Below are 13,358 nucleotides of genomic sequence, written 5' to 3'. Positions count from 1 at the left end.
CGCGCCCGTACCGTCTTCCACTACGCTGGGCCCTCGTGACCGTCGCACCCCCCTTCGATCTCATTGTTGTCGGCTCTGGTTTCTTCGGGCTGACCATCGCCGAACGCACCGCCAACCTGCTGGGTAAGCGGGTACTGGTCGTGGAACGCCGCTATCACCTGGGTGGCAACGCGTATTCGGAGGCGGACCCCGAAACCGGTATCGAAATCCACAAGTACGGCGCCCACCTTTTCCACACCTCCAACAAGCGGGTGTGGGACTACGTGAATCAGTTCACCGAATTCACCAACTACCAGCACCGCGTCTTCGCGATGCACAAGGGCCAGTCCTACCAATTCCCCATGGGACTCGGCCTGATCTCGCAGTTCTACGGCCGCTACTTCACCCCCGAGGAAGCGCGCGCCCTCATCGCCGAGCAGTCCGCCGAAATCGACACCAAGGACGCGGCCAATCTCGAAGAGAAGGCCATCTCCCTGATCGGCCGCCCGCTCTACGAGGCGTTCGTGCGCGATTACACCGCCAAGCAGTGGCAGACCGATCCCAAGGAACTGCCCGCCGGAAACATCACCCGCCTGCCGGTGCGCTACAACTTCGACAACCGCTACTTCAACGACGCCTACGAGGGCCTGCCCAAGAACGGGTACACCGCGTGGCTGGCCAAGATGGCCGAGAACGACCTCATCGAGGTCCGCCTGGACACCGAGTGGGCCGACGTCCGCGACGAGATCCGCGCCGCGAGCCCGGACGCCCCCGTCGTCTACACCGGCCCGCTGGACGCCTACTTCGACTACGCCGAGGGCGAACTCGGCTGGCGCACCATCGATTTCGAGACCGAGGTCGTCGAAACCGGTGACTACCAGGGCACCTCGGTCATGAACTACAACGACGCGGATGTCCCCTACACCCGCATCATCGAGCCGCGCCACTTCCACCCCGAGCGCGACTACCCGACCGACAAGACGGTCATCATGCGCGAATTCTCGCGCTTCGCCCAGACCGGCGACGAACCGTACTACCCGATCAACACCCCCGACGACCGCGCCAAGCTGCTCGCCTACCGCGAGCTCGCCAAGGCCGAAACCGCGAAGAACAAGGTGCTCTTCGGTGGTCGCCTGGGCACCTACCAGTACCTCGACATGCACATGGCCATCGGCGCCGCGCTCAGCATGTTCGACAACGTGCTGCGCCCGCACCTCGAGTCGGACGCCCCGCTGGTGGACACCGCCGAATGACCGCACAAGCCACCCTGGAAGCCATGACCACGCAGACTCGGGCCATCTCACTGCTGCAGCGCGTCATCCTGCCCCGGCCGGGTGAACCGCTCGACGTGCGCACCCTCTACCTGGAGGAATCGGCGACCAACGCGCGCCGCGCGCACGCACCCACCCGCACCTCGCTGTCCATCGGCGCGGAGTCCGAGGTGTCATTCTGCACCTACTTCAACGCGGTCCCGGCCAGCTACTGGCGGCGCTGGAGCGTGCTGAAGTCCGTGGTGCTGCGCCTGGAACTGTCCGGGCACGGCCGCGTCGACGTCTACCGCTCCAAGGCGGACGGCTCGCGAATCCACGTGCAGGGCAACGAGTTCGGCTCGGACGGCGAGCACGCCGGCCAGCCGGGCGCCGCCCCGGTGGAATTCGAGGTCGATCTGGCCCCGTTCGAGGACGGCGGCTGGATCTGGTTCGACATCACCACCGACAGCGCGGTCGAACTGCGCACCGGCGGCTGGTACGCGCCCGTCGAGGCGCCGGGTGAGGGCAGCATCGCCGTCGGCATGCCCACCTTCAACCGGCCCACCGACGCGGTGAAAACCATTGCCGCGCTGGGCAACGACCCGCTGGTGCTGGAGAAGATCAAGGCCGTCATCATCCCGGACCAGGGCACTCGCAAGGTCGTGGACGAGCCCGGTTTCGCCGAAGCCGCACTGCCGCTGGGTGATCGGCTCGCCATTCACGATCAGCCCAATCTGGGTGGGTCCGGCGGCTACAGCCGGGTCATGTACGAGGCGCTGAAGACCACCGACGCCGAGTACATCGTCTACATGGACGACGACATCGAGATCGAGCCCGACTGCATCCTGCGCGCGCTCGCCTTCTCCCGCTTCGCCAAGTCGCCCATCCTGACCGGCGGCCAGATGCTCAACCTGCAGGAACGCTCGCACCTGCACACCATGGGCGAGGTCGTGGACCGCTCCATCTTCATGTGGACCGCGGCCCCGAACGTCGAGTACGACCACGACTTCTCGAAGTACCCGCTGCGCGACCGCGACAACTCCAAGCTGCTGCACCGGCGCATCGACGTCGACTTCAACGGCTGGTGGACCTGCGTCATCCCGCGTCAGGTGGCCGAGGAGATCGGGCAGCCGCTCCCGTTGTTCCTGAAGTGGGACGACGCCGAATACGGTTTGCGCGCACGGGAACACGGCTACCCGACCGTTACCCTGCCGGGTGCGGCCGTGTGGCACATGGCGTGGAGCGACAAGGACGACGCCATCGACTGGCAGGCGTACTTCCACCTGCGCAACCGCCTCGTCGTGGCCTCGCTGCACCTGCCCAACGACGGCCGCCCCATGGTCGTCAACACCGTCAAGGCCACGCTGAAACACCTGCTGTGCCTGGAGTATTCGACGGTGGCCATTCAGAACGAGGCCATCCGCGACTACCTCGCCGGTCCGGACAAACTGTTCGACCTGCTGCCCAGCGCACTGGGCAAGATCCACGCGATGCGCAAGCAATTCCCGGACGCGGTCGTGGTGCCGTCCTCCACCGAACTGCCCATGGCCAGCCGGGCCGGGGTCGGCGCGGTCGGCGAACCGGGCAACCCGATCGCCAAGATCGCCCGCCTGGGCAAGGGCGTGCTGCACAACTTCCGTAAGGCGGACACCCGCCACCACGAGACCCCGCAGCTGAACGTGCCCACGCTGGACGCGCGCTGGTTCCTGCTGTCCCAGGTGGACGGCGTCACCGTCACCACCGCCGACGGGCGCGGCGTGGTCTACCGCAAGCGCGACCCGCGCCAGGCCGCGGAACTCTTCAAGGAGTCGATGCGCCTGCGCAAGGAACTGGCCGAGCGCTTCCCCGTGGTGCGCGAGCAGTATCGTGCGGCGCATTCGCATCTCACGAGCAAGGCGGCGTGGGAGAACATCTTCGGCATCGACGCAGGGAACGAGAGCAAATGACAGCAGCAGATTCGGCCGCCCTGGCGGACCGCGGGTTGCACGCCGTTCCCGACGCGCCCGCCGCCGCGGGGGACTCGCCGTTCGAGGTGAAGATCCTCAACGCGGTGCAGGGGACCATCGGCCAGAACCCGGCCGTGGTCAAGGCCGCGCGCGGCATGTCCCACTTCGGTGAGCATTCGCTGGGCTGGATCGGCCTCGCCGCGGTCGGCGCGCTGGTCGACAAGCCGCGCCGGCGGCAGTGGGCCGGGGCCGCGGTCGGCGCGTTCGGCGCGCACGCTGCGTCCGTGGTGATCAAGCGAATCGTGCGCCGCCCCCGCCCGAATCACCCGTCCGTGCAGGTCAACGTGTCGACGCCGAGCAAGCTCAGCTTCCCGTCGTCGCACGCCACCTCCACCACGGCAGCGGCTGTGTTGCTCGGCAGACTCACCGGGCTACCCTTGCCTGCGGTGCTCGTCCCGCCGATGCTGCTGTCCCGAGTCGTACTCGGGGTGCACTACCCCTCCGACGTACTCGCCGGTTCCGCGCTGGGCGCCGCATCAGCCGCCGTTGTGCTTGCCGCCGAAAAGAGACTCGCCAAGTGACCGCACAGGAAAGAGCGCTTGTTGACATGAGCGAAGAGCCGACCGGGACCGACCTAGCCGAGGGGGTCGTCAAGGGCCCGCCCAAGACCCTCGCCGGCGGCCTGATCAAGGCCATGCGCCCGCGCCAGTGGGTCAAGAACGTGCTGGTGCTGGCCGCGCCGCTGGCCGCGGGCAAGACCGCGGCCGGTGATCTGGTGGTCGGCGACTGGACGGTCATCGGACATGTCGGCATCGCCTTCCTGGTGTTCTGCATGGCGGCCTCGGGCATCTACCTGGTGAACGACGCCCTCGACGTCGAGGCCGACCGGGCCCACCCCACCAAGCGTTTCCGGCCCATCGCGGCCGGTGTGGTGCCGGTGAACCTGGCCTACATGCTGTCGGTGGCGCTGCTGGTGGGTTCCATCGCGGTGTCCTTCGTCGCGTCCTGGCACCTGGCCGTGGTGATGGCCGTCTACATCGGCATCCAGCTCGCCTACTGCTTCGGCCTCAAGCACCAGGCCGTGCTCGACATCTGCATCGTGTCCTCGGGCTTCCTGCTGCGCGCGATCGCCGGCGGCGCGGCCGCGGACATCAAGCTGTCGCAGTGGTTCCTGCTGATCATGGCCTTCGGCTCGCTGTTCATGGCGGCCGGAAAGCGCTACGCGGAGTTGAAGATCGCGCTCGACACCGGCGCGAAGATCCGCAAGTCCCTGCAGTACTACACGCCGACCTACCTGCGTTTCGTGTGGATGCTCTCGGCCACCGCGGTCGTGGTGTTCTACGGCCTGTGGGCCTTCGAACAGGGCCGGGTCAAGGACACCGACTGGTTCGCGATCTCGATGATCCCGTTCACCATCGCCATCCTGCGCTACGCCGTCGACGTCGACGGCGGCGAAGCCGGTGAGCCCGAAGAGATCGCCCTGGGGGACCGTATCCTCCAGTTCCTCGCAATAGCCTGGATCGGAGCGGTAGGTGTCGCTGTCTATCTCACCTGACGTGGTAGAGGGACACGAGCGGGAGACAGGCGCCCCGACGGCACAGTTGCCGCTCGGCGGCGCCCGTCGTCGTGCCGGTGGGCCCGGCGGTCGCTACTCGCTGCTGTCCCGCGCCATCCTCATCGGTGGGATCACGCTGACCGCGACGCTGTTCGCGGCCGGCGGCTGGCAGCGGCGCTGGATCGCCGACGACGGCCTGATCGTGCTGCGCACCGTGCGCAATCTGCTCGCGGGCAACGGCCCGGTCTTCAACGCGGGCGAACGCGTCGAGGCGAACACCAGTACCGCCTGGACCTACATCGTCTGGTTCTTCAGCTGGCTCACCCAGGGCAGGCTCGAATACGTGGTGCTCGGCATCGCGCTCGTGCTCTCGGTGCTGGCGATCGTGTTCGCCATGCTCGGCGCGGCGCGGCTGTGGGGCGGAACGAGTTCCGCGCTGCTGCTGCCCGCGGGCGCCCTGGTCTACATCGCGGTGCCCCCGGCTCGCGACTACGTCACCTCCGGCCTCGAGACCAGCCTGGTCATCTGCTGGCTCGCCGTGCTGTGGTGGTGGCTGATTCGCTGGTCCCAGACCGAGAATCCGCGCCTGCCCGGCTATTTCGGGCTCGTGTTCTTCGCCGGTCTGGCCCCGCTCATCCGCCCGGAGATGACGCTGGTCGGCGCGCTGGCGCTGCTGCTGCTCTTCTGCGCGCCGGTGCCGCGCACCCGGTTGCGGCCGCTGTTCTTCCGCGTCGCGATCATCGCGGTGGCGGGTCTGGTGCCGATCGCGTACCAGGTCTGGCGCATGGGCTACTACGGTCTGCCCTACCCGAACACGGCGGTCGCCAAGGACGCCGGCGGCGCCAAGTGGGAGCAGGGTTTCGTCTACCTGTGGAACTTCATCGGCCCCTACTGGCTGCTCGTGCCGCTGGCGCTGCTCGCGGTCGGCGGCACGGTCGCCGCGCTGCTCGGCCGGCCCGAGACGCCGACCGGTGGGCACACCGAATCGGACACCGCCCCGGGCAACCGAATTCAGCGGCTCAGCGCGAAGCTGCACAGTCCCGCCGCGGTGGTGCTGCTCATGGTCGGCAGCGGACTGCTGCTGGCGGTCTACCAGACTCGCGTCGGCGGCGACTTCATGCACGGGCGGGTGCTGCTGCCGCAGCTGTTCTGCCTGATGCTGCCGGTCGCGGTGCTGCCGCTGCGGATCCCGGAGGGCTTCCTCGGCGGCTCCGCGCACGGATCACGCCGCCTGGACTGGGCGTTCGTGGTCGTGCTCGGCGCGTTCCTCGGCACGGCGGGGTGGGCGCTGTTCGCGGCGAACACCACCGCGATCACCAGCGGAACCAAGATCAGCTCAACCGGCATCGTGGACGAGCGCGTGTACTACGTGCTCAACACCGGTCACGATCATCCGATCCGGGCCGAGGACTACCTGGACTATCCGCGCATGCGCGCCATGGTGCGCGACATCGCCGATACGCCCAACGGCGGTCTGCTGCTGAATTCGCCGTCGTTCATGTTCTGGTACATCGCGCCGCCGCCGGAACCGATCCCCGCGGGCGGGTCCGGGCATACCGTCTTCTTCCTGAATCTCGGTATGACCAGCATGAACGTTCCGCTGGACGTGCGCGTCATCGATCAGATGGGCCTGGCGTATCCGCTTGCCGCGCATACCGAACGGCTCGTCGACGGCCGGATCGGGCACGACAAGAACCTCTACCCGGACTGGGTGGTGGTGGACGCGGGCATGGTGGATCAGAAGCCGTGGCTGCCGTGGTTCATGGACGACAAGTGGGTCGCGCAGGCGCGGACCGCCCTGTCCTGCCCGCAGACCCAGGATCTGCTGGCCTCCTCGCGGGCGCCGCTGACCATGGATCGGTTCCGGCACAATATCCAGCAGGCGCTGGAGTTCGCGAGCTATCGCATCGACCGGGTGCCCAAGTACGAAATCGAGCGGTGCAAGCTGGTCGATCCGACACAACCCGCACCCCGGTAACTCCCGGCAAAATTCTCGAAAACCCCACGGCGGCGGTCCATTATGAATGGGCCGCCGCCGTTTCTGTCCGATTCGCACAGGATTAACAAACTCGCATCTCGGTTTGGTAACACCGAGGGGGGCTTCCCGCGATAGCATCCACAGAACAACCGGGCCGAACCATCTCGTATGCACCGCAACGGTTGTCGTGATAACCCGCGCGGGGCGCCGAACGGCTCTCGCGCGCATGAATGAAGGGCGCGGCAATGCGACGCTGCAACGGGGATGGGGCGCTTCAGCGCGAGCGGGCACGAGCTGGTGCGCGGCCGCGAGCCTGGGCGCGCAGATCGGCCTTCGGCCTCGCGCTGGCCGCGGTCCTGCCCTTCGGGGTCTCGGTCGCGGCGCCCGGCTTCGAGCCCGCCACCGCGCACGCGGCCTACAACCCCGACGGCCTCGACTTCTACGTCGACTCCAGCATGGGCCCCATCAAATCGCGCATCTTCCGTGCGCTGGACGGCAATACGGACCGCGTCGTCTACGCCCTGGACGGGCAGCGCGCCCGCGACGATCTGAACGGCTGGGAAATCGAGACCGAGGGCGCCCGCGCCCTGGCCGCCGCGAACATCAACGTGGTCATGCCGGTCGGCGGCATGTCCAGCTTCTACGCGGACTGGAAGTCGCCGAGCACCTTCCTCGGGATTCCCGCGGGGTCGGCCGCGGGCAGCGGTTCCGGTGCCTCCCAGGTGCTTTCCGGCGGCCCGGGCAAGTCCTACACCTACAAGTGGGAAACGTTCCTGACCAAGGACCTGCGCAACGCGCTGCGGGACAGGCTGGGCTTCAACGTGACCCGCAACGGCATCTTCGGATTGTCCATGAGTGGCAGCGCGGCCCTCACGATCGCCGCACACCACCCGGACCAGTTCGTCTACGCCGGTTCGCTTTCCGGCGCGCTGAACCTGTCCACGCCGATCATGCGCAACGCGGTGCGCCTGGCCATGCTCGATTGCGGCGGGTACAACATCGACGCGCTGGGCGGCGCCAAGGACTCGTCCTGGACCCGGCTCGATCCGTACACCAACGCCTCGAAACTCAAGGCCAACAACACCCGCCTGTGGATCTCGGCGGGCAGCGGGCTGCCCACCTCGACCGACGTGATCAACATGTCCACCATCCAGGGCATGGGCATCGAGGCCGTCGCGCTGATGGGCACCAAGGCATTCCAGAGCCGTTTCGCCAGTGTGGGCGGCAAGAACGCGACCTACGACTACCCGGCCGTGGGCGTGCACAACTGGAAGAACTGGGAGAACGAACTCGCCCGCATGATTCCCGACCTGTCGGCGAATATCGGGTGAGTCGGTTGCCCGGCCGAAACCGACACCGGCCCACGGCCTCCGGGTCGTGGGGTTTCACCATGCTCATCACACATAACCGGCTGATAGCCGATGATGTGCGCGGGGCGTGCGGTGGCGGCGGTGGCCGGTGGTGAACATGTTTCCGAGATCACGGTTTTGTTCTCTTCGTTGTATTGACCAGCAGCTTCGGGCCACACCCGCGCTAATTCGTGGCCCCCATCACAGTTGTCTCATTCTGATAACGCTCAGTTAGCCGCAGCACGATAGGGTGCCCGAGACGCCCACCGCGGTCACAAGCACGCCGTGGACACGAACAGATGCGAAAGGCCGTACGGAATATGCGAGGCGAGCAGGATAGACGTCGGAGATCGAGCGGCGGTTGGGTGAAGAAGTCGGTACTCGGGGTGTCGATGGCACTGCTGCTGCCGTTCGGGGTGTCGGTGGCAGGTGTGGGAGCGGGCGCGGCCAACGCGGCCTTCGACCCCTCCGCCTTCGACTTCTGGGTGGACTCCTCCACCGGAATGGGTCCGATCAAGTCCCGCATCTTCCGTGCGGCCGACGGCAACACCTCCCGCGTGGTCTACGCGCTGGACGGCATGCGGGCCCGCACCGACCTCAACGGCTGGGAGATCGACACCGATGTGGCGCGGGCGCTGACCGCCGCGAACATCAACGTGGTCATGCCGGTCGGCGGCGAATCCAGCTTCTACGCCGACTGGGTCGCGCCGAGCACCTTCCTTGGTGTCGAGGCCGGCACCGGCTCCGGCTCGCTGTCCTCCTCGGGTTCGGGCACCGGCTCGGGCGCCGGCTCCTCCTCGGGTTCGGGCGCGTTCCAGCTCATGGCCGGCGGCCCCGGCAAGAGCTACCGCTACACCTGGGAGACCTTCCTGACCCGCGATCTGCGCAACGCGCTGCGTGATCGCCTCGGGTTCAGCACCACCCGCAACGGCGTCTTCGGCCTGTCCATGGGCGGTTCGGCCGCGCTGACCCTGGCCGCCTACAACCCGGACCAGTTCAGCTACGCCGGCTCGTTCTCCGGCTACCTGAACGTCTCCGCGCCCGGCATGCGCGAGGCCCTGCGCCTGGCCATGATCGACGCGGGCGGCTACAACATCGACTCCATGGCGCTGCCGTGGAGCCCGGCCTGGCTGCGCATGGACCCCTTCGTCTTCGCGCCGCGCCTCAAGGACAACAACACCCGCCTGTGGATCTCCGCGGCGAGCGCCATCCCGGGCCCGGGTGACGTCTCCGGCGTCATGTCGGTCATCCAGGGCATGCCCCTCGAGGCCCTCGCGCTGGCCAACACCCGCGCGTTCCAGGTCCGGATGGCGTCCATCGGCGCGGGCAACGTCACCTACGACTTCCCGGCCACCGGTGTGCACAACTGGAACAACTGGTCGGCCGAGGTCTACCGGATGATTCCGGACCTGTCGAACAACATCGGCTGATTCGTTCCCGCTCGGCCATTCGAGGCCCCCGCCCTTTTCCGGCGGGGGCCTCCGCCGTTCTCGTGCCCGCCGTCTTTTCGCGCCCGCCGTTTCGGATTTGTCCCAGGTCGCCGGTCTCGGTTCGATTCCAGCGCACGACTCCGATCTAACACGCCGAGTCGATCGCCCGATAAGTGCCGTGTATCGAAGAAGATCAGTCGTAGAAAGCACGGTTCTGCTCCAACGAGAGGGCTAGGTCGATGCGAAGTACGGGCGTAAGAAGGTTGGTGCTGGGGATAGCGACAGCGCTGCTCCTGCCACTGGGGGTGACGGTGATCGGAACCGCGCCCGCCACCGCGGCTTTCGACCCCGCCGGATTCGACTTCTGGGTCGATTCGCCGGTCATGGGACCGATCAAGTCGCGCATTTTCAGAGCGGCGGACGGCAATACCAACAGGGTGGTCTACGCGCTCGACGGCCAGAGAGCCCCGGAGACCATCAGCGGCTGGGAGAACGACACCAATGTCGCCCAGGTGCTGACCAGTTGGAACATCAATGTCGTGATGCCGGTGGGTGGGCAGTCGAGTTTCTACGCGGACTGGGCCGCCCCGAGTTCCTTCTTCGGAGTGCCGGCGGGCGCGGGCTCCTCGGCCGCGAATACCGGATCGGGCGCGACCGAGGCACTGGGCGCGGGACCGGGCAAGAGCTACAGATACGACTGGGAAACCTTCCTGACCAATCAGCTGAGATGGGCGCTGCGGGATCGGCTCGGGTTCAATCCCAATAGAAACGGTGTTTTCGGACTCTCCATGGGTGGCTCCGCGGCCCTGACGCTCGCGGCCTATCACCCCGATCAATTCAGCTTCGCCGGCGCGTTCTCCGGCTATCTCAACATCTCGGCCCCGGCCATGCGTGAACTCATCCGCGTCGCCATGATCGATGCCGGCGGGTACAACGTCGACTCGATGGCCCCGCCCTGGGGCCCCCAGTGGCTCCATATGGACCCGTTCGTCTTCGCCCCCACCCTCATCGCCAACAACACCCGGTTGTGGATCGCAGCGGGCAGTGGCACGCCGATGGACGCGGATCTGGCCATCCCACTCGGGGCCGCCGCCGATCGGCTGGTGCGGGGGTCGCCCCTGGAAGTGCTGGCGCTGGCCAATACTCGGGCATTCCAGGCGCAGATGAACTTCCTCGGCGCCCGAAATGTCGTCTATTCCTTCCCGCCCCAGGGTCTGCACGCCTGGACGAATTGGCAGGAAGAGGCATACCGGATGATTCCGGATCTCTCGGCGAATATCGGTTAGCGATCGCACGTGTGCGAAGGCCCCCGCCCCCTGGAGGGTGAGGGCCTTCGCCGTACTCGATCCCGGGCGGATCACGATTCCGCATCCGGGTGCGTTTCCCCGGTCCTCGGCTCCGAATATGCGCCTATAGAGAAGCCGGAGCGGCACAGAGCTTCTGCAATTCGTCATGGTCATCGATGCCTGAAAGGCGAGTGGATGCGGTCTGTTCGGATACGCAATGTGGTGGCGGGTCTCGCTGTGGCCCTGGTCCTACCGTGGGCGACAGCGCTGAGCGGGGGAGCCGCACCCGCGGCCGCCGCCTTCGACCCCGCCGGGCAGGATTTCTGGGTCGACTCCAGCATGGGGCCGATCAAATCCCGTATCTTCCGAGCGCACGATGGCAACACCCAGCGCGTGGTCTACGCGCTGGACGGGTTGAGAGCCAGAAACGACCTCTCCGGCTGGGAGATCGACACCGACATCTCGAAGGTGCTGCCCGCCTGGAACATCAACGTGGTGATGCCGATCGGCGGCCAGTCCAGTTTCTACTCCGACTGGATCTCGGCCAGCAATACGAACGGCCAGTCCGCTCCCTACGCCTGGGAGACCTTCCTGACCCGCGATCTGCGCAACGCGCTCGCGGCCCGCCTGGGCTTCAACCCGAGCGGCAACGGGGTCTTCGGCCTCTCCATGGGAGGCAGCGCCGCCCTCGTGCTGGCCGCCTACCATCCCGAGCAATTCCGGTACGCCGCATCGTATTCCGGCTACCTGAACATTTCCGCGCCCGGTATGCGAGAAGCCCTGCGCCTGGCCCTGCTGGACGCGGGCGGCTACAACATCGATTCCATGTGGGGACCGCCGTGGAGCGAATTGTGGCTGCGCCATGATCCTTTCGTCTTCGCCTCGCGCCTGCGCGACAATGGCACCCGGCTCTGGATCTCCAGCGGCAACGGCGTGCCCGGCCCGCGCGACGCGGTGCGCTCGCCGCTGGACGCCTTCAATGTCACCAATGCCGCCGGCCTGGAGAGCATCGCACTGGCGAATACCCGTGCATTCCAAGCCCGTATGGAGTCCCTCGGCCCGACCAACGCGGTGTTCGACTACACCCCGGACGGCGTGCACTCCTGGCACTACTGGCAGGACCAGGTCTTCAAGATGCTGCCCGACATGAGCGCGAACATCGGCTGAGGCATAGGGGATTTCCCGGTTGCCGCGACATCACGTCCGATTCGCGATAAGGTCACCGCACGATTACGGCCGGAATTAGCATCACCTTGCCAAGGGCTCGGAATGTCGAATACCCTCCAGCGAGCGCAAGTTACCGGACCGTGGTAGCGCTGGGCCCACTCGAAGCGTCGGGATTCGTAGTGGGCGCTGATCGTACACATCTACTTGGCTTCGCCATGCGCGTGTGCGAAACAACTGAACTACAGCAGTAGAGAAGGAGCAGTATCCATGCGTTTCGGCAGGTCCGCCATGCCGGGTGGAGTCCGGTCAGGACGGGGTGCTCATCGTGGTTGGGGCGCACGACTTCTGGCTGCGGGCGCCGCGGCACTGGCAATCCCGACCGCCGCGGCAGTGGCGACTCCGGCTGTCGCCCTGGCCGCCCCCGCTTTCGGTCCCATGCACCGCACCCCCGCGGGCGGCTTCGAAGAACTGATGGTTCCCTCCAGCATGGGGCCGGTCAAGGTTCAGGTGCAGTGGGCTCGCAACGGTGGTTCCTCGGCCATCTACCTTCTGGACGGTCTGCGCGCGCGTGACGACAAGAACGCCTGGTCGTTCGAGACGAACGCCATGCAGCAGTTCGAGAACGACGATGTGACCCTGGTGATGCCGGTCGGCGGTCAGTCCAGCTGGTACGCGGACTGGACGTCGGCGAGCAACACGAACGGCCAGAAGTACACCTACAAGTGGGAGACCTTCCTCACCAAGGAGCTCCCGAACTTCCTTGCCGGATACGGCGTTTCGAAGACCAACAACGCGGTTGTCGGTCTGTCGATGTCCGGCCCGGCCGCGCTGCGCCTGGCCGCGTTCAACCGCGGTCAGTTCAAGCACGCGTCCTCGTTCTCCGGTCCGCTGAACTGGAACGCTCCCGGCATGCGCGAAGCGATTCGCATCATGATGCTGGACGCGGGCCGCTTCAACGTGGACTCGCTCGCCGCCCCGTGGAGCCCCGCGTGGCTGCGCATGGACCCCGCGGTGTTCGCGCCGCAGCTCAAGGGTCTGCCGATGTACATCTCGGCCGCCAGTGGTCTCCCGACCGAGGCGCCGAACTCGGCGATCGGCGCGTTCAACACCGCCAACGCCATGGGCATCGAGGCGATCTCGATGGTCACCACCCGCCTGTTCCAGCAGCGGCTGAACTCGCTGGGTATCCAGGCGACCTACGACTTCCCGGCGGCGGGTACGCACACCTGGAAGAACTGGGAAGCCGAGCTCTGGAAGGCGCGTCCGCTGATCCTGCAGTCGCTGAACTCCTGAGCCCTCGCACCACCGAGAACCGGCCGTCCTCTCCCCGGAGAGGGCGGCCGGTTCTTTTGTCGCCTGGTAGGCGCGGGGCGCAGCGCTTGACGCAGGAAGTCGCCGAGTTCGATCGTGATCGCCGC

Annotated in this window: 10 protein-coding genes; all 10 read left to right on the top strand. The window is 66.8% G+C overall.

What is annotated here, in order from left to right:
* Positions 1 to 35: 35 nt before the first annotated feature.
* The 10 genes from glf (at position 36) to ACWDOP_RS30620 (ending at position 13,233) form a co-directional block, all read left to right on the top strand.
* On the top strand, positions 36 to 1,232 hold the full coding sequence (gene glf, locus ACWDOP_RS30665) for a UDP-galactopyranose mutase (RefSeq protein ID WP_454200676.1): 1,197 nt from the start codon (positions 36 to 38) through the stop codon (positions 1,230 to 1,232).
* Positions 1,229 to 3,175: a glycosyltransferase gene (locus tag ACWDOP_RS30660; protein WP_456347830.1), complete on the top strand. Its 1,947-nt coding sequence runs from the start codon at positions 1,229 to 1,231 to the stop codon at positions 3,173 to 3,175. The genes glf and ACWDOP_RS30660 overlap by 4 nt, the downstream gene beginning before the upstream one ends.
* Positions 3,172 to 3,756 carry a phosphatase PAP2 family protein gene (locus tag ACWDOP_RS30655; protein ID WP_454200674.1) on the top strand — a complete coding sequence of 195 codons (585 nt, stop codon included), beginning with the start codon at positions 3,172 to 3,174 and terminating at the stop codon, positions 3,754 to 3,756. The genes ACWDOP_RS30660 and ACWDOP_RS30655 overlap by 4 nt, the downstream gene beginning before the upstream one ends.
* Positions 3,757 to 3,782: 26 nt before the next feature.
* A complete protein-coding gene (locus tag ACWDOP_RS30650) occupies positions 3,783 to 4,730 on the top strand; it encodes a decaprenyl-phosphate phosphoribosyltransferase (RefSeq protein WP_454200673.1) in 948 nt (315 codons plus the stop codon).
* Positions 4,731 to 4,776: 46 nt separating this feature from the next.
* Entirely contained in the window at positions 4,777 to 6,708 is a 1,932-nt protein-coding gene (gene zomB / locus ACWDOP_RS30645) for a flagellar motor control protein ZomB (RefSeq protein ID WP_456347878.1), read from the top strand.
* A gap of 245 nt (positions 6,709 to 6,953) precedes the next feature.
* The gene (locus tag ACWDOP_RS30640) at positions 6,954 to 8,039 is read left to right on the top strand and encodes an alpha/beta hydrolase (RefSeq protein WP_456347829.1); all 1,086 of its coding nucleotides are present in this window, start codon (positions 6,954 to 6,956) and stop codon (positions 8,037 to 8,039) included.
* Positions 8,040 to 8,356: 317 nt separating this feature from the next.
* On the top strand, positions 8,357 to 9,487 hold the full coding sequence (locus ACWDOP_RS30635; RefSeq protein ID WP_454200671.1) for an alpha/beta hydrolase: 1,131 nt from the start codon (positions 8,357 to 8,359) through the stop codon (positions 9,485 to 9,487).
* Positions 9,488 to 9,726: 239 nt separating this feature from the next.
* Positions 9,727 to 10,773 (top strand): alpha/beta hydrolase, encoded by a 1,047-nt coding sequence (locus ACWDOP_RS30630; protein WP_454200670.1) that lies wholly within the window; start codon positions 9,727 to 9,729, stop codon positions 10,771 to 10,773.
* Positions 10,774 to 10,968: 195 nt separating this feature from the next.
* Positions 10,969 to 11,940, top strand: coding sequence for an alpha/beta hydrolase (locus ACWDOP_RS30625; RefSeq protein WP_454200669.1), 972 nt, complete (start codon positions 10,969 to 10,971; stop codon positions 11,938 to 11,940).
* A 288-nt stretch (positions 11,941 to 12,228) separates the two neighbouring features.
* Entirely contained in the window at positions 12,229 to 13,233 is a 1,005-nt protein-coding gene (locus ACWDOP_RS30620; protein WP_454201012.1) for an alpha/beta hydrolase, read from the top strand.
* Positions 13,234 to 13,358 lie beyond the last annotated feature (125 nt).

It is taken from the genome of Nocardia sp. NPDC003693 (assembly GCF_053981095.1).
Note: the sequence above shows the minus strand (reverse complement) of the source record. Positions and strands in the feature narration are given on the sequence as shown.